At 64.0% G+C, this 17669-nt stretch carries 16 protein-coding genes; 12 read left to right on the forward strand and 4 right to left on the reverse strand.

Annotation, left to right across the window (positions count from 1 at the left end):
- Position 1 precedes the first annotated feature (1 nt).
- The 5 genes from RS027_RS01920 (at position 2) to RS027_RS01940 (ending at position 6563) form a co-directional block, all read left to right on the forward strand.
- On the forward strand, positions 2 to 1864 hold the full coding sequence (locus RS027_RS01920; RefSeq protein ID WP_311953148.1) for a histidine kinase: 1863 nt from the start codon (positions 2 to 4) through the stop codon (positions 1862 to 1864).
- Positions 1861 to 2538 carry a two-component system response regulator NarL gene (narL, locus tag RS027_RS01925; protein ID WP_311953152.1) on the forward strand — a complete coding sequence of 226 codons (678 nt, stop codon included), beginning with the start codon at positions 1861 to 1863 and terminating at the stop codon, positions 2536 to 2538. Before RS027_RS01920 ends, narL begins: the two co-directional genes overlap by 4 nt.
- Before the next feature lie 239 nt (positions 2539 to 2777).
- Entirely contained in the window at positions 2778 to 4370 is a 1593-nt protein-coding gene (locus tag RS027_RS01930; protein ID WP_311953157.1) for an MFS transporter, read from the forward strand.
- 185 nt (positions 4371 to 4555) lie between these two features.
- Entirely contained in the window at positions 4556 to 5908 is a 1353-nt protein-coding gene (locus RS027_RS01935; protein WP_311953162.1) for an MFS transporter, read from the forward strand.
- A gap of 394 nt (positions 5909 to 6302) precedes the next feature.
- Positions 6303 to 6563, forward strand: coding sequence for a hexameric tyrosine-coordinated heme protein (locus tag RS027_RS01940; RefSeq protein WP_311953167.1), 261 nt, complete (start codon positions 6303 to 6305; stop codon positions 6561 to 6563).
- Between the two features lie 30 nt (positions 6564 to 6593).
- Here the strand turns inward: RS027_RS01940 and RS027_RS01945 are convergent, their stop codons facing one another.
- Together RS027_RS01945 and RS027_RS01950 are read right to left on the reverse strand one after the other, a co-directional pair.
- Positions 6594 to 6806: a hypervirulence associated TUDOR domain-containing protein gene (locus RS027_RS01945; protein ID WP_311953174.1), complete on the reverse strand. Its 213-nt coding sequence runs from the start codon at positions 6804 to 6806 to the stop codon at positions 6594 to 6596.
- Between the two features lie 24 nt (positions 6807 to 6830).
- Entirely contained in the window at positions 6831 to 8006 is a 1176-nt protein-coding gene (locus tag RS027_RS01950) for a M24 family metallopeptidase (protein WP_311953178.1), read from the reverse strand.
- A 208-nt stretch (positions 8007 to 8214) separates the two neighbouring features.
- On the opposite strand from RS027_RS01950, the gene RS027_RS01955 reads away from it, so the two are divergent.
- Entirely contained in the window at positions 8215 to 8481 is a 267-nt protein-coding gene (locus tag RS027_RS01955) for a DksA/TraR family C4-type zinc finger protein (protein ID WP_311953182.1), read from the forward strand.
- Here RS027_RS01955 and RS027_RS01960 read toward each other — a convergent pair.
- Both RS027_RS01960 and RS027_RS01965 read right to left on the reverse strand, forming a co-directional pair.
- Positions 8478 to 8927: an NUDIX hydrolase gene (locus RS027_RS01960; protein ID WP_311953189.1), complete on the reverse strand. Its 450-nt coding sequence runs from the start codon at positions 8925 to 8927 to the stop codon at positions 8478 to 8480. The two genes, RS027_RS01955 and RS027_RS01960, sit on opposite strands and share 4 nt — an antisense overlap.
- 24 nt (positions 8928 to 8951) lie before the next feature.
- Positions 8952 to 9836 (reverse strand): LysR substrate-binding domain-containing protein, encoded by an 885-nt coding sequence (locus RS027_RS01965; protein WP_311953521.1) that lies wholly within the window; start codon positions 9834 to 9836, stop codon positions 8952 to 8954.
- A 113-nt stretch (positions 9837 to 9949) separates the two neighbouring features.
- Here RS027_RS01965 and RS027_RS01970 point away from each other — a divergent pair, with 113 nt between their 5' ends.
- The 6 genes from RS027_RS01970 to RS027_RS01995 all read left to right on the forward strand — a co-directional run bounded on the left by RS027_RS01970 (position 9950) and on the right by RS027_RS01995 (position 17590).
- Positions 9950 to 11116: a TauD/TfdA family dioxygenase gene (locus tag RS027_RS01970; RefSeq protein WP_311953194.1), complete on the forward strand. Its 1167-nt coding sequence runs from the start codon at positions 9950 to 9952 to the stop codon at positions 11114 to 11116.
- A 125-nt stretch (positions 11117 to 11241) separates the two neighbouring features.
- Positions 11242 to 12171: an ABC transporter substrate-binding protein gene (locus RS027_RS01975; protein WP_311953200.1), complete on the forward strand. Its 930-nt coding sequence runs from the start codon at positions 11242 to 11244 to the stop codon at positions 12169 to 12171.
- Between the two features lie 164 nt (positions 12172 to 12335).
- Positions 12336 to 13268: an ABC transporter substrate-binding protein gene (locus RS027_RS01980; protein WP_311953204.1), complete on the forward strand. Its 933-nt coding sequence runs from the start codon at positions 12336 to 12338 to the stop codon at positions 13266 to 13268.
- 31 nt (positions 13269 to 13299) lie between these two features.
- Positions 13300 to 14463, forward strand: coding sequence for an MFS transporter (locus RS027_RS01985; protein ID WP_311953209.1), 1164 nt, complete (start codon positions 13300 to 13302; stop codon positions 14461 to 14463).
- Between the two features lie 66 nt (positions 14464 to 14529).
- Positions 14530 to 16500 carry an acetoacetate--CoA ligase gene (locus RS027_RS01990; RefSeq protein ID WP_311953215.1) on the forward strand — a complete coding sequence of 657 codons (1971 nt, stop codon included), beginning with the start codon at positions 14530 to 14532 and terminating at the stop codon, positions 16498 to 16500.
- Between the two features lie 127 nt (positions 16501 to 16627).
- The gene (locus RS027_RS01995) at positions 16628 to 17590 is read left to right on the forward strand and encodes a hypothetical protein (protein WP_311953227.1); all 963 of its coding nucleotides are present in this window, start codon (positions 16628 to 16630) and stop codon (positions 17588 to 17590) included.
- Positions 17591 to 17669 lie beyond the last annotated feature (79 nt).

Below are 17669 nucleotides of genomic sequence, written 5' to 3' on the forward strand. Positions count from 1 at the left end.
CATGAACGCTTTACGGCATTCGCTTGTTGCGCGCATTGTCGCTTATCTGGTGCTGATCAGCAGCCTGGCACTCGCCAGCATCGGCCTGACCGTGGTCATGGCGAACAGCACCCGGGGCAATGCCGCGGCGATCAACGAAGCCGGCGCGCTACGCCTGGCCGGCGCCCGCATCATCCATGCCCTGAGCCTGGCTGACGCCGAACCTCTCGACCGGGTGCTGGCGCTGGAAAACCGGCTGGATAGCACCACCCTCGAGGCCCGTTCGCACTGCGACGTCATCGGCCGACAGGCCGCCGATAATATCAACGCCGCCCTTGAGCAGCTGCGCGATCGCTTTCACCGCCACGTCGTACCCGCCGTGGACGCGGCGGAAAACGGCGGCCGGGCGCAGCGGACCCGAGCCACCGCCCAACTCAACGCCTATATCCGCGAGGTTGACCGCTTCGTCGCCCTGCGCGCCCGCACCACCGAAGCGCGGATCAGCCTGATGGGCACGACCCAGGTGGTGTTTCTCGGCATAGTGGCGCTTTTGCTGCTGGTTGCCCTTGTCGACATGCGCCGCAGCCTGGCCCGCCCGGTGCGCCGGCTGATGGAGCTCAGCCGCCAGTTCAGCCAGCGCCGCTTTGACGGCCGCAGCCATTTCGCCAGCCGCAACGAGATGGGCAAACTGGGACGTACGCTTGACCACATGGCCGCCGAGCTGGATGTCAGCTACCAGGCGCTGGAAGACCGAGTGGCGCAGAAAACCGCCGAGCTCGAGCGCCACAACCACGCCCTGCAGATCATACACGACAGCAGCCACGCCCTGTACGGCGGCGGCAACGACCTCTGCGCCAGCGCCGCGCCGCTGCTGCGCCGGCTGGAAAACGTGCTCGACATCGGCCCCATTGTGCTGTCGCTGCACAACGAGCACGACGGCAGCGACATGGAGATTCTGGCCACTCATTCGCCGGAGCGCCCGCTCTACTGCCGGGATCTTGACTGCTTTGCCTGCCTGGGCACCGACGACGACACGTCTGGCGCCAACAACATTCCCCTGGTTGACGCCAACGCTCGGGCGCTGGTGCTGCCCATGGTGGCCGGCCGCCTGACCCTGGGCTACCTCACGGTGAGCTACCTAAAAGCGCCCGGCGCGTCCACGCACCGGCTGCTGAACACCCTGGCCGACCAGCTGGCCACCGCGATCTATTTAGAGCAGCGCATCGAAGAGCAGCAGCAGCTGTCGCTGATCAAGGAGCGCACGATCATTGCCCGGGAGCTGCACGATTCGCTAGCCCAGTCGCTTTCATATCTCAAGATGCAGGTCGCAAGGCTTGAGCGCATGCAGACCAAGGGGCTGCCCGCCGAGCGCCAGACCGAGGTGATCGGCGATCTGCGCGAAGGGCTCAACAGCGCCTACCGCCAGCTGCGCGAGCTGTTGACCACCTTCCGCCTGTCGCTGGACAAGTCCGGCCTGCAGCCTGCCCTCGAGCAGACCGTGCAGGAGTTCAGCGAGCGGCTGGAATTCGACATCGAGCTGATTTACCAGGTGCCTCCCCACCTGCTCAGCGCCAACGAAGAGGTTCACCTGCTGCAGATCACCCGCGAGGCCCTGGCCAATACCGTCAAGCACGCCCACGCCCACTGGGCCCGCGTCAGCCTCACCTTTCGCCAGGCACGCCTGCACCTGGCCATCGAGGACGACGGGATCGGGCTGGAAAACGATGACTCGCCGCCCATGCACTACGGGCTTGTGATCATGCGCGACCGGGCGCGGCATATCGATGCCCAGCTTGACCTGCACAACCGCGCAGGGGGCGGTACCGGGGTGCATCTTTACATGACCCCCCTGGCTGACCGACTGATTAAAGAAGAGAGTTTGTGACCATGACAACTGTCGACACCGAATCTCCCGCCACCATCATGGTGATTGACGATCATCCCCTGCTGCGCCGCGGCGTCCGCCAGCTGCTGGAAATCGAAGATGACCTGACGCTGGTGTTTGACACCGGCTCGCCCCGAGAGGGATTGGAACAGGCCCTCGCCCAGGAGCCCGACATGCTCCTGCTGGACCTGAACATGCCCGAGATTGACGGTCTGGAGCTGCTCAGGCGGCTGCGCGACGGCGGCTTTGCCGGCCGCATCATCATGTACACGGTATCCGACCAGGAAGACAACGTAGTCGATGCCCTGCGCAGCGGCGCTGACGGCTACCTGCTCAAGGACATGGAGCCTGAAGAGCTCGTCCACCAGCTGCGCCAGGCCACGCTGGGCCGCATGGCCATCAGCGACGACTTGACCAACCTGCTGGCCCGGGCCCTGCGCAGCCAGCGCCACGCCGAGACCGCCCCCACGCTGGACGTGCTTACCCGGCGCGAGCGCGAAATTCTCCACGAGCTCGCCGCCGGCATGTCCAACAAGCTGATCGCCCGCAAGCTGGAGATCACCGAAGGCACGGTCAAGGTCCACGTCAAGCACCTGCTGAAAAAGCTCCGCCTGCGCTCCCGGGTCGAGGCCGCGGTCTGGGCCGTGCAGCAGGGTCTTGCGCCAGATCATTAAAGCGCTCGTTCCCGGCGGCTACCTCCAAAGAACCGGGTGGTAGCCGGAAAAGCGCATCCGGCGCCGACGTATCGTGAAAACAACAGCAAAAACAGATGATTAGCCAAAAACAAAGCTACCCCAAAAGGAGTAGCCAACGGGAACGCCGCCCGCCATGCCCCCGTTTATTCCCGTCCCGGCAATGCGTATCTTCCCCGTAGCGCTGCTTTTTGCGGTAACTGCGTCCAAGGGGATACGCCATGACCAGAAAAAACGCCGATATTGACCGCTGGGATATCGAAAACTCCGACTTCTGGGAAAAGGAAGGCAAAGCCGTCGCCACCCGCAATCTCTGGGTTTCCATCCCCAGCCTGCTGCTCGGGTTTGCGGTATGGATGATGTGGGGCATGATCACCACCCAGATGCAAAACCTGGGGTTTGACTTCAGCGTCGATCAGCTGTTCTCGCTCACCGCCATTGCCGGGCTTGCCGGCGCCACGCTGCGCATTCCCGCCTCCTTCATGATCCGCGTCGCCGGCGGGCGCAACACCATTTTTCTGACCACTGCGCTGCTGATGATACCGGCACTGGGGACCGGTATTGCGCTAATGAATCCGGCCACGCCGTTCTGGATATTTCAGGCATTGGCGCTGCTGTCAGGAATAGGCGGCGGCAACTTCGCCTGCTCCATGAGCAATATCTCCGGCTTCTTCCCCAAAAAACAGCAGGGCTATGCGCTGGGCATGAACGCGGGCCTGGGCAACTTTGGCGTTACCACCATGCAGATTCTGGTGCCGCTGGTGATGACCGTGGGGCTATTCGGCTCCCTGGCCGGCGGCCCCATGGCCCTGGAAAGCGCCAGCGGCACGCTGATCGGCCGCATCGACGCCGGCACCGACACCTGGATCCAGAACGCCGGCTTCGTCTGGATGCTGTTTTTGATTCCGCTGGCCTTTGCCGGCTGGTTCGGCATGAACAACCTCAAGACGCTCTCGCCCCAGACCGGCAGTCCCGCGACGGCGTTCGGCAAGATACTGGGTCTCTACGCGCTGGGGATGGTCGCCACGCTTGCCGGCGTGCTGGCGCTTGGCTGGATCAACATGTGGCTGGCGCTGCCCTTGACCATTCTGCTCACCCTGGGGCTTTTACTGCTGCTGCCGGGTAGCCTCAAGCCGGCCATCCGCAACCAGTACCGGATATTCGGCAACTCCCACACCTGGGCGATGACGATTATCTACACCGCCACCTTCGGCTCCTTTATCGGCTTTTCCGCCGCGCTGCCGCTGTCGATCAACATTATCTTCGGCAACATGATGGACGTGGCCGCCGACGGCAGCGTCACGCGCATTACCAACCCCGACGCCCCCAGCGCCCTGACCTGGTCGTGGATTGGCGCCTTCGTCGGCGCATTGATCCGCCCGGTGGGCGGCTGGATCGCCGACAAGTTTGGCGGCGCCATCGTTACCCAGATCATTTCGATAGTGATGGTGCTGGCATCCGTTGCCACCGGCTACGTGATGATGCTGGCCTACAACGCCACCGACCCCAACCAGTATTTCTGGGCCTTCCTTGCGCTGTTCATCGTGCTGTTTGCCGCCAGCGGCATCGGCAACGGCTCCACCTTCCGCAGTATCGGGGTGATCTTTGACGCCACCCAGAAAGGCCCGGTGCTCGGCTGGACCTCGGCCATCGCCGCCTACGGCGCCTTCATCGCCCCACGGGTCATCGGCGACCAGATCAAGGCCGGCACGCCGGAGCTCGCCATGTACGGCTTCGCCGCCTTCTACGCCGCCTGCCTTGTGATCAACTGGTGGTTCTACCTGCGCAAAAATGCCTACGTCAAAAACCCATAACCCTGCCGCGCCGGGCGCCTTCCGAGAGCCCGGCCACAAGGGGTAGGCAGCGCTACCCCATAGGTAATAGCTCGCCGGTCTTTCAGAGGTAGACACAGCAAACGCTTGATGTGTATCAAGAACGTTCGACGGCGGGGCGCCAGACTGAAACAGGCAACCTCAGTCGCCACCCATGGAGAGACATCATGAAACATCTCGAGGGGGTCACCCGCCCCCAACAGTATCGAGCCCTGTCGTTCAGTACTCTGGCGTTTACGGTCTGCTTTGCGGTATGGACCATCTTTTCCATCATCGGCGTCAAGATCCAGCAGGACCTGGGCCTCAGCGAGACCCAGTTCGGGATTCTGGTGGCCACGCCGGTATTGACCGGCTCCGTGAGCCGTATCTTCCTGGGTATCTGGACCGAACAGCTGGGCGGACGGCGCGTATTCAGCCTGCTGATGCTGGTCACGGCGGCCTGCGTCTTTTTACTCTCCTACGTCGAATCCTACGCCATGTTCCTGGTCGCCGCCCTCGGCGTAGGCCTGGCCGGGGGCTCCTTCATCGTCGGTATTGCCTACACTTCCTACTGGTTCGAGAAGGAGGCGCAGGGCACGGCGCTGGGTATCTTCGGTGCCGGCAATGCCGGCGCGGCGGTGACCAATTTCGCCGCCCCCTTCTTACTGCTGGCAGTGGGCTGGGAGCGTACCGCGGTGGTCTATGCCATCGTCCTGGCGGTGATGGCCGTTGTCTTCTGGGTATTCACCCAGGAAGACCCGCTGACTCGCACAAGGCGCGGCCAGGGCGGCAAGGCAACCTCCGCCCGGGAGCAGCTGGCGCCTCTCAAAGATATCCAGGTGTGGCGCTTTTCCCTGTACTACTTCTTTGTCTTTGGCGCCTTCGTGGCGCTGGCTTCCTACCTGCCGCGCTATTACGTCGGGGCCTACGACGTGAGTATCGCCGTGGCGGGTACCCTAACGGCCCTCTACTCCCTGCCGGCGAGCGTCTTTCGCGCTCTCGGCGGCTGGCTGTCGGACCGCTACGGAGCGCGCGCCATCATGTATCTGACTTTCATTACCTCGCTGATCTGCCTGTTCCTGCTCGCCTACCCCGAGACTCGCTATGTGGTCCAGGGCAAGGAAGGCGAGTTAGCCTTCTCCCTGGCGATGCCGCTGTGGGGCGTGGTGATATTGACCATGCTGCTGGGCTTTTTCATGTCGCTGGGCAAGGCGGCGGTCTACAAGCACATCCCGGTCTACTACCCGCACAACGTCGGCTCGGTAGGCGGATTGGTTGGCATGATTGGCGGGCTTGGCGGCTTTTTCCTGCCGATCCTGTTCGGCGCAGTGCTCGACCTTACCGGGATCTGGACCAGCTCTTACATGGTGCTATTCCTGCTGGTGGCAATATCGCTGATCTGGATGCACGGGGCGATTCGCCGCATGGAGCGCCAGCGCGTTCCGGAACTGGGCGAGGAACGCTACCGCTACCTGCCGGAGATCCAGGAGCCGGCGCAGGCTCACGCCCAGCGGCAACAGAGCAACCAGCCCGGCGCCTGATACCGTCACCTGACGACAGCAGGACGACAGCATCGAATGCCACCTTCGGGTGGCATTCCTGCTTCTGGCGGCTGGCTATCCGACCGCTATGCCCCCTTCGACCTGTTCCCGGCTCCTCGGGGCATATTCAACGGCGATAGCTCTGATCTTGTGCGAACGATATCTACTGCTATGCTGAATGTTGTAAAAAGATCACATTCAATAAAGCAGAGGCGCCTGCATCAGTAATAGCTTTCCTATTAAATCCTGAATTTATAGAATAACAACAGCCGCAAACGTTCGGCCGGGAGATGAGAGAATGAGCAACGCAAAACGCACCATGGCAAGGACATTCAGAACACTGCCATCGCTGGTATTGGGTGGAATGCTGACTTTCGGGTTGACGGGGACGGCATTGGCCGAAGACCAACAGGAATCCACCACCTCTGAGCAATGGCTTCCAAGCCTGATCACTGAGACACCCCAGGAAGGCTTTGCGCTAGCGGTCACGCTCTCCCAGAAAGGCGTAGGGACCACTCAGCCGGACACCAGCGTACGCAAGGGGCTGCGGGAAACCTATGCCAACGACCCCGATAGTCTGATCGCTGCTTCCCAGGTAATCGCTACCCACTTCCAGACCGTCGCCGCCGCCAACGATTACTGGCAGGAGGAGTGATAGGCACTTGCTGGCTATAAACCTGACGCCTTAGTCTATCTTTTTCAGCGTACCTTCCTTATGCGCTGCAATATGAACTGTTTTGTCGCTTTCAATCTCATACTGCGGCTCTTCCTTCGAAGCGCGACGCGGATGGCCTTTGTAGGTAAAATCCCGAGTATGAACCTTGATGATGTGGCCGCTAACCCACCCCGCTTCCGAGTTCCAGGTTACATGATCGCCAATCTTGTATTTCGCTGACATAGCCTACTCCTTGTTTAAGGGTCTTCACAGCTGATAAGTATTATTGGTGAGCGGCGCTCCACCCTCGGGGGTGACCCGCACGGTGTCGCTCATGCCAACCCCCCACTGGCCCGGCAGCCGCAGGCAAAGCGGCAGATGGAAGACCATATCGGTGGCAAATTCGGCGTACTGACCGCGAGCGATATAGCCCGTCCCCTCAACCCAGCTGGGCGGAAACTGGGCCCCCACCGCATAGCCAAACACTCCCGAAAAGAACACGCGCTCGATGTGGGGCGCCAACACCGCCTCGGCGGCCTGCGCCGCATCGTCGAAGGAGGCACCCGGTCGCATGGCGTCGCACAGCGCCTCAAACATCCCACGGCAGACATCGCGCAACGCCTGCATTTCGGCGCTGGCCAGGCCCGCCACGGCGGTGCGCATCATCGGCGCGGTATAGCGCTGGAAAGCGGAGCCGAACTCCAGAAACACCGGGTCGTCGCGCTCAATGACCTGACGCTTATGGTTGACGTGAATGGTGCCGATACGTCGGCCGACAGTAACGATGGGCTGCAGGCTCATGAACTCGCTGCCCGCCGCCAGCATGGCCCGGCTGCCCTCCGCCGCCACCGCGTTGTCGGTGACGCCCGGCACAATAATCGCCTCGGCCGCGCGCAATCCCGCCGCGGTAATTCGTGCACTCTCTCGCAGGCAGTCGAGCTCCGCGGGTGTCTTGACGATACGGATGCGGTCGAGCAGCTCGCCCCCATCATCACGGAAACGCCCGGCCCCGAGACGCGCCTGCAGTTCGCGAATGACCCCAAAGCGCAGGCCAGCGCCGAAGGCGTCCAGGCCGATGGACTGGTACGGAGCCAGGATATCGATCAGTGGCTCGATGACTTCACCGATGCCTTCCCAGCGGTAGTCCAGTATCTCGTCTACCGCGGCGGTGACCACGGCGGGGCCGACCTCGATGGAGGGCACCTGTAGCACCAGCCGCTCGGCCGACACCACCAGGCACACGTGCACCGAGACTTCAAAGGTGTGATACCCCGTTAGGTAAAAAATATCGGCGGGATCGGTGAGCAACAGCGCCTCGAGCCCGGCAGTCTGCATGGCTTCGTGCACTCGCCGGCGACGCGCCGCGAGCTCGGCGGGGGCAAAGGGCAGCTCACTCTCGGCCAGGCGCTCGGCCAAGGCATAGCGGTAGGCGTGATGATCCACGGGCAGCGCTCCTGAAAACAAGACTCCCCTCAGTGTAGTCATGGCTCTGCCAGCATGTCACTGTGGCTCATCCGCTATTATATGAACGAGTACGGCATGGGCATCCAGGTCACCGCGCTCTTGGCGGTCGGCATCGACTGGGGTTGTGCACAAACCGTGCGGTAACGGGTATCATCGACGTAAAGCTCACAACGTTCAGGTGCTCACAATGGCAGGCGGCTGGGCGCGCGACGGCGCCGTACAAGATCAGATTGACGCAAGCGTTGAAGACGCCGTAGAGCGTGCCAGAAGCGGTCTGCACGCCGGCGACTCGGCGGAGTTTTGCGAAGAGTGCGATGCGCCGATTCCTCAGGCGCGTCGCGAAGCCATCCCCGGCGTGCAGCTGTGTATTCACTGCCAGGCCGAAGCGGAAAAGCATCAGGCCGCCTCAAGCGGCATCAACCGGCGGGCCAGTAAAGACAGCCAGCTGCGCTAGCTCCCCATCGCCTCCCGGGCCAGGTCGATCACTCTGGCGCTGGTGGCAAGGGCGGGGTTTTCGATCTCGTCGAGCCGGAACCAGCGGGCGTCAAGGGCATCGCTGGCGGCGGCGAGAGTACCGCTCGGCTCGCAGCAGAGCACGGCGATGAGCACGAAATGGTGCTTAAGCGCGGCCCCGGCATCGCGGTCGAGCACGTCAATGGCGGTGAGCACGCGTTCGGCGGCGGCGTTTAGCCCGGTTTCTTCGCGAAGCTCGCGCACGGCGGCCTCGTGTACCGTCTCCCCCGGCTCGATCCTGCCGCCGGGAAAGCCCCAGAAACCCTTGTTCGGCGATTTGGAACGCTGCACCAGCAGCGCGGAGTCGCCCTTGACCACCACCGAGATAACGGCCGGCACCGGCCGTACGGCACCGCCCTGCTGCGTCTGTTGTTGCTTCTCTGCCATTATTTCCCCCGGGTTGCTGGGCGGTTATTCCTCAAGGCTTGCTGAATCTAGCCGATCCTTCAGCCAATCCCAAAGCAGTGCGGCCTCTGGCCGCGGCCGGGGCCGCGCCGGGCGCACTAGCCAGAACCCTTCGTGGCTTTCTACCGGTCGGTTAAGCGCGACCACGAGGTCGTGGCGGTGCTCTACCAGCCGGCGGTGGGTCAAGGCAACGCCTTCGCCCTGGGCGGCAAGCGCGAGCGTCATGGTCTGGGTATCGCAGATTAGCGGCGCGCAGCGCGAAGAAAGCGCCGGCACTCCCACGGCATCCAGCCAGGTAGGCCAGCCGACGGCAAACCCCGCCGCGTGCAGCAGGGTATGCGCTGCCAGGTCTTCCGGCCGGGCAATCGCTTCGGCCAGCGCCGGGGAGCACACCGGCAGCATAGTCTCTCCGCCAAGCGGCAGCGCCTCCATGCCGGGCCAGGCACCCTCACCATAGCGTATTTCCAGATCGGCGCCTTCGGGGCCGAAATCGTCCGGCCAGATGGCGCTGACGAGCCGCAGCGCCACTCCGGAATGCTGCCGCCGGAAGGCGGGTAGCCGCGGTGCCAGCCAGTTCTGCTGCACCACCGGCGTGGTGCGCAGGGTGACCGGCGCGTCGCTGGCGTCGCCGAACACTTCCCGAGTGCCTTCGGTCAGCCGGGTGAAGCCGTCCTGAAGGCTCGGCAGCCACGCCTGCCCCGCCGGCGTAAGGCTCAGGCTGCGCGGATGGCGGACAAAAAGCCGCTGGCCCAGGCGGTCTTCGAGCAGGCGTACGCGCTGGCTGATGGCCGCCTGGGTCACGCCCAGCTCCTGGCCGGCGGCGGTAAAGCTCAATGTTCGGGCGGCAGATTCGAAGGCCTGCAGCCAGATTAGCGGCGGCAGCGCGCTCATGAAAAAGTCTGGCATAAGTTATATCGGGTCATAGCGGCCAGATTAATCGTTTGTGACGGTGCCGGGCAAGCTCCATCCTTGCCACGCAGCCAAGACGTCACCAAGGAGTCAATATGACCACAGCCGCCGAACAGCGCCCCGTTTTGCCCATGGGCGAGCTAAGCGATTACGCCGGAGGCCCCGCTCTGATGCGCGCCGAGACCGCCAGCGACCGCCTCACCCTGACCTGGGAAAGCGGCGAACAGTCGGCCTTTTCCCTGACCTGGCTGCGCGATCACTGCCCCTGCCCCGAGTGCCGGCACGCCAAAACCCGGGAGCGCCTGACGATTCCCCTCGAGCCTCCCGAGCGCGCCCCCGGGGCGCAGCTGATGGAAGGCAACCTTGAGCTTGTCTGGGCCGACGACCACCAGAGCCGCTTCGACGCCGGCTGGCTACATCAGCGCCGTCCCGGCCAAACGCCAGGCGACACTATCCCCGCGCGCCGCCCCTGGGCCGAGGGCTTTCAGCCGGTCAGCGTCGACCACGCCGACTTTACCGGCAGCGCCGAGGGCGAGCGCGCCTGGCTTGACGCCCTGCTGCGCGACGGTCTGGTGCTGTTGGACAACGGCCCGTTGGCCGACGAAGAGGTTAGCCGCCTGGCCGAGCGCATCGGCCCGCTGCGCCCGACCAACTTCGGCGCGCGGTTCGACGTGCGCTCCAAGCCCAACCCCAACAATGCCGCCTACACGGCGATCGGCCTGGCGCCGCATACCGATCTGCCCAACTGGCGCCAGCCGCCGGATATCCAGCTGCTCTACTGCCTGGAAAACGGCGCCGACGGCGGCGAGTCCACCTTCAGCGACGGCTTTGCCGCCGCCACAGCGCTCCGCGAACGCTCGCCGGAGGCGTTCCGGCTGCTCAGCGAAACGCCCATCGACTTTCGCTTCCAGGACGATCACCACGACATTGCCTGGCGCGCGCCCATCCTCACCCTGGGCGCCGACGGCGAGCTTTTAGAAGTGCGCTTCAACAACTGGATACGCGACACCCTGCACCTGCCCCCGGAGCAGGCCGACGCCTGGTACCGGGCCTACCGCGAGTTCTGGCATCTGGTGCACGAGCCCAACCAGCAGCTCGAGTTTTCCCTGGCACCCGGGCAAATGGTCGCCTTCGACAACCGCCGCATGCTCCACGGGCGCAAGGCCTTCAACCCCGAAAGCGGCCGGCGGCACCTGCAAGGCACCTATCTGGACCTTGACCTGCTGGAGTCGCGCTTGCGGGTGCTGGCCCGCCGGGCGTAAGGCCAGCGCTCGCCCCGCCCATACGCCGCCATCTATAGCGTGGCAGCGTTTAACTGCCAACGTTGTTTTATCGCCAACGTTTAGCCGCTAATGTTTAACTGCCACTATTCAACAAAGGTATGTGAATGCGTATTCCCCTGACCGCTGCACTAATACCCCTCCCCCTGACGCTTGGCCTGGCAGGCCCGGCCCAAAGCGATGACGGCACCGTCAATATCGGCGTACCCGCCTGGCCCGGCATCACCGTCAAGACGGAGATAGCCAGCCAGCTTCTCGCGCCGATGGGCTACACCGCCAATACCCAGGAAGTGGGTATCCAGATCATCTACCAGGGGCTCGACACCGGCGACCTCGACGTCTTTCTGGGCGGCTGGCTTCCCGCCCAGGAGCCGCTTTATACGCCGCTCGATGAAAGCGGCGCGATCACCACGGTGGTCAATAACGTCGACGGCGCGCAAATGACCCTGGTCGTCCCCGACTACCTCTACGAGCAGGGCATCCAAAGCTTTGCCGATCTGGACGAAAACCGCGATCTCTTCGACGGCAAGATCCACAGCTTCGGCGCCGGCTCGGCGGCAAGCCAGGTGCTCGACAAGGCCATCGATAGCGACGCCTGGGGGCTCGGCGACTGGCAGCTGGCAGATACCAGCGTGGTCGCCATGCTCGGCGCGGCGCGCAACGCCATCGAGCGCGAAGAGCCCATTGTCTGGGTCGGCTGGCGCCCCCACTGGATGAACCTTGAGTTCGACATGCGCTACCTCGACGACCCCAAGGACCTGTTCGGCGAGAACAACGGCGAAAGCCAGGTGCTGACGCTGATGCGCACCCCCTATGCCGACGGCCACGCCAACCTGGTCGGCTTCTTTAAAAACTTTACCTTCTCCGCCGAAGAGCAGAGCTGGATGATCAACGAGTTCGGGCAAAAGGAGCGCGCTCCGGACGTCGTCGCCCGGGAGTGGCTGGAAGACCACCCCGAGCGCGTTCAGGCCATGCTGGAAGGCGTGACGACCCGCGACGGCGATCCGGCCTGGCCGGCGGTCGAGGCCAGCCTGTAAGCCTCCCGGCTTACCGCCCCGCCCGGCGTCATCACCCGGCGGTGAAACGCAGCCGATACGGCGGGGCAATGGCATTTTTTGCCGGCTTCATGCAGGCTAGGGGGTCCATTTTCACGACGCGAGGCATCGCTATGACCCTACCCCCCACCCCACGGCGCCCTTTGATGAACGGCGTACTCTCGACGGGCCTGCTCGCTCTGCTGGCGATGCCCGTCGCCCAGGCAGCGTCCGCGCAGCACACCCTGGATGAAGTGCGTTTCGGCGTCCCTCCGTGGCCGGGCATTACGGTCAAGAGCGAAGTCGCCAGCCAGCTTCTGGAAGCGCTTGGCTATGATACCCAGCAGCGTCAGCTGGCCGTCAGCGTGATTCTCAACGCGCTCTCCCAGGGCGATCTCGAAGCCTACCTGGCCGGCTGGTACCCCCAGGAGCGGGACATGCTCGCGCCGCTGCTCGAGGACGGCTCGGTCATCGAAATTGTCGACAACATCCCGTCGGCGATCACCGGTATCGCCGTCACCGACAACGCCTGGCAGGCGGGCGTGCGCAGCATCACCGACCTTGACGAGCACGCGGATCGCTTCGGCAGCCGCATCTACGGCATTGAAGCCGGCTCGGGCATCAACGACGCCGTCCTCAAGGTCATCGACGAAGAGCGCTTCGGGCTCGGCGACTGGCAGCTGCAGGAATCCAGCGCCTCGGCCATGCTCGCCCAGGTAGGCCAGAAGGTCGAGAAGGACGAATGGGTCGCCTTCATCGGCTGGCAGCCGCACTGGATGAACGTCGCCTACGACATGCACTACCTCGAGGATGCCGACAACTCCGGCGCCGCCGAGCTGGAAGGCCATGTGGCAACGGTGGTGCGCTCCGACCTTGAAGACTTGGATCCCAACGTCGCGCGTTTCTTTGAGCAGTTCGTGGTGGGCAGCGATGTCCAGAGCGAATGGGTCAACGCCTACTCGCGTGAAGAGCGCGACGCCGAAGACGTCGCCGGCGAATGGATCACCGCGCACGAGGATACCGTGGCCGAGTGGCTTGACAGCGTCACCACCCGTGACGGCGACCCCGCCATGGAAGCGGTGCGCGAACAGCTGCTGTAGTCGCTTAGGCGGCAACCTCTGGAGATAGCCCATGGCACCTGCCCCCTCCCCTGAATCGGCTACCCCCCAGCCCCGTCGCCTGGCGGGCATGAGCTGGGCGCACTTTCTCAACGACGGTGCGGCCAACTATTTGCCCGGCGTACTGCCGGCGATTCTTGTTTCGCTGAATCTGTCGGTGGCGCTTGCGGGCACCATCATGGCCGCGCTGCTGATGGGCCAGGCGCTGCAGCCGCTGGTGGGCCTGCTGGCCGACCGCGTGGGCGGGCGCATCATGGTCGTTTTGGGGCTGGCCGGCTCGTCTCTGGGCGGGGCGCTGGTCGGCTTTGTCACCCACTTTTGGTCATTGCTTGGGGTGCTGGCGCTGATCGGCATCGCCAACTCGTTTTTCCACCCCCAGGCGCTGGCCGGCATCCGCCAGCTGGGCGGCAACCGGCCGGGCATGTCCATGTCGATCTTCATGGTCGGCGGCGAAGTGGGCCGCGGGGTATGGCCGGCCATCGCCAGCTGGGTGGTGGTGCAGTGGGGGCTTGGCTACCTGTGGATTCTCGCGCTGCCGGCGCTTTTTACCCTGCCGCTGCTCTTGCGGTTTGCCCCGCGGCTGTCGGCGCGCACGACCCAAGCCACGCCGATCGCCTGGCGCCAGCACGCCGGCCCCATTACCCGGCTCACCGCCTTTTCCACCCTGCGTTCGCTGATGATTTTTTCGATCATCACCTTTGTCCCGGTCGCCTGGGCGCAGACCGGCGGCTCGCTGACCACCGGCGCCAGCTTTATCACGGTGATGCTGGTGGTCGGCGTGATCGGCAACGTAGGCGGCGGCCACCTGTCCGATAAAATCGGCCGCCGGCCGCTGCTGATCGCCGCCATGTGCCTGGCCACTTTGATGCTCGCCGCTTTTCTGCTGGCAAGCGGCGGCTGGCTGTGGCTGGTGCTCGGCGTTTTGGGGATCAGCCTCTTTGCCACGCTGCCGCTGAGCGTGCTCATCGCCCAGGATATCCTCCCCGAAAACCGTTCGCTGGGGTCCGGGCTGGCGCTGGGCCTTTCCAACGGCCTGGCGGCGCTGGGCATTATGATCCTGGGGCCGGTGGCCGCTCACTGGGGGCCGGAGGCGCCGCTGTGGGTCGCTCTGGTCGGCGGGATGATCAGCGTCCCGCTGGCCGCGGGCCTGCCGGAACACACCCGTTTAGCCCGGTAACCAGCGCAACGCGCGGTCGCTGCCGGCGCTGCCAAATTTCTCCATTCACCTGCACGACGGACAACCATGAGCTACACAGACATTGCCCCAACCCGCTGCTGGGCGCCCTCCGAGCGCCAGCGCCAGGCAACACAGATGATGCGCTTTGCCAGGCAAGTGGGCCTGGAAAATGCCGGCTACGCGGACCTGCACCGCTACTCGGTGGCCTGCCTGGAAGACTTCTGGGCCGAATTCTGGGACTTTGCGCAGCTCAAGGCGAGCCCTTACGACCAAGTGCTGACCACGCCAAGCGGCAAACGCATGATGGAAGCGCGCTTTTTTGACGGCGCGACGATCAACTTTGCCGAGAACATGCTGGCCGGCGACCCCGCAAGCGTGGCCGTCATCGAAAGCGACGAGCGCGGCCTGGGCAACGAAGTCACCCTGGCCGAGCTGCGCGCCCGGGTCGCCGGCGCCCAGCAGGCGCTGCGACGCCTCGGCGTCGAAGAAAACGACCGAGTCGCGGGACTCATGCCCAACAGCCTGGACACTTTGGTCATGGTGCTGGCCACCGCCTCGATCGGCGCCATCTGGTCGGTATGCGCGCCGGAGTTCGGCGTCTCGGGCGTACTCGACCGCTTCGGCCAGATCGAGCCAAAGGTCCTCGTGGCAGTGTCTCGCTACCGCTACAACGGCAAGATCCACGAGCTGGGCGAGCGCATCGGCACCGTAGCCAAAACGCTTGGCGTCGAGCAAGTGCTGCTGACCAATGACGATGAGATCGACGCCGCGCCGATAGGGGTTTCCCGGCTGGGCGAGCTTGCCGCCGGCAGCGCCGAGGTGCCGGACTATCCGCGCTTCGACTTCAACCACCCGCTCTACATCATCTATACCTCGGGCACCACCGGGCTTCCCAAGTGCATCGTCCACAGCACCGGCGGCACGCTCATCGAGCACCGCAAGGAGCACATGCTGCACTGCGACATCGGCCCCGGCGATCGCGTGCTCTATTACACCTCGACCGCCTGGATGATGTACAACTGGATGGTCACTACCCTGGCCAGCGGGGCGACGCTGGTGCTTTACGACGGCGCCGCGGTGCCCAAGATCGACGCCGAAGGGAACACCGATACCGACCTGCTCTGGCGCCTGGTCGCCGAGACCGGCGCCACCCACTTCGGCACCAGCCCGCAGTATCTCAAGCTGATGATGGACGGCGACTACCGCCCGGGGGATACCCACGACCTGGCCGCGCTGCGCATGATCCTCACCTCGGGCGCGCCGCTGACGGCCAACCTCTTCGACTGGGTCTACGACGCCGTGGCGTCCGACCTTTGCCTGGCCTCCATCTCCGGCGGTACCGAGATTCTCGGCTGCTTTGTTATGGGCAACCCGGCGGAGCCCGTGTACCGGGGCGAAATCCAGGGCCCCGGGATGGGCATGGCCATGGCCGTGGTCGACGAGCGGGATATCCCCATCTTCGGCCGCGAGGGGGATGTCGTCTGCACCGAGCCCTTCCCCTCCATGCCGCTGGCGTTCTGGGGAGAAGACGGTCGCCAGCGGTACCTGGACACCTACTTCAGCGACCGCGACGACGTCTGGACCCACGGCGACGTCGCCGAAATGCGGCCCACCGGCGGCGTAGTGATCACCGGGCGCAGCGACACCATGCTCAAGCCCGGCGGGGTACGCATGGGGCCGTCGGAAATCTATCGCGTCGTCGAAGCGCTGGATGAGGTCGACGATTCGGTGGTGGTCGGCTATCCCACCGGCGACGGCAACATGGACCTGTGGCTGTTCGTCGTGCCCGCGGGCGGCCGCTCGCTCGACGACGCCCTGCGCGACACCATCCGCAAGCGCCTACGCGCCGAGGCGTCGCCGCGCCACGTCCCCAAGCGCATTTTCCCGGTAGCTGCGGTCCCCTACACCTTCAACGGCAAGAAGGTGGAAAAAGCCGTGCTGCAGCTGGTCACCGGCAAGCCGGTGAAAAACCGCGGCTCGCTGCGCAACCCCGACTGCCTGGACGAGTACGCCGCCCTCGCCGACGGCACGGCCTGAGGCCTCGCGCCTCCCGGCCTTGAATGACAAAGCCTGCTGGATTAGCGTCGATCCGGCAGGCTTTGCGGCCACTAAAGCCGAGTCATCCAGGATCCGCCCTGGCTGTACCCATCACAGGAGGCGCCTTATGCCCGCCCAGCACCCGGATCGACAGCGTCTTGAGCGCTATGACGAGACGACGGACGAATACACCCTCGCCATCATCACGGATGAAGATCACGCCTCCCAGGTAGAGCTTGAGGACGGGCAAACGGCCTGGCAGTCCACGCTGCGCTACGACAAGCTCTATCGTCACCTGGATCCGGCCACCGGCAGCGCCCGCTACCGCATGGCAGCAAGTCCACATAAGGAAGGCGGAGAACATCGGCTGATCAGCCTGATCGCGGAGAGCGGCCGCGGCGCCGAATTCTCCGAGCTGGTGCTGTTCGGCGAGCGGCTGATCACCTTCGATGATCGTACCGGCCTGGTGTGCGAAATCCGCCACAACCACCAGCTGGTGCCCCGCCACATCCTCATGACCGGCAGCGGCGACGAACAGTTCAAGGGCTTCAAGAGCGAATGGGCCACCCTGAAAGACGACCGGATGATCGTCGGCAGCCACGGCAAGAACGCCCAGGAAGAATGGATCAAGATTTTGGACCGCCACTACAGTCTGGAAAGCGCAAACTGGCATCGTCACTACCAGCGCATCCGCGATGCCCTGGGGGTGGGCGAACAAGGCTACGTGACCCATGAGGCAGCGGAATGGCACCCCTACCGCCAGTGCTGGATTTTCTTCCCACGGAAAATTTCCACGACGCCGTTCGAGGAAGCCGTAGACGAGCGAGAGCGCGGCGGCAATACGCTGATCATCGCCAGCGCCGACTTCAGCGACATCAAAACGCTGGAGGTCGGTGAGCGAATACCCGAGCGCGGCGTGTCTTCCTTCAAGCTGGTTCCCGGCCGTACCGACGAGTGTATTGGCCTGAAAAGTGTGGAAATCAATGACCGCACGGAAACCTACCTGTTCTGCTTTGACCTTGAGGGCAACGTCCTGCAGGAAGACACCCTGATCGGCCATTATAAATGTGAAGGTGTAGAGATTCTCTAAGCCGTTGAGTCCCGGCGCCTTCTCTCCATGTTTTCAAACCCTCCTTTCAAACCCTCCTTTCAAACCCGGTTTTCAACCC

Origin of the sequence: Halomonas garicola (assembly GCF_031935715.1) — a bacterium.
GTDB lineage: Bacteria > Pseudomonadota > Gammaproteobacteria > Pseudomonadales > Halomonadaceae > Vreelandella > Vreelandella garicola.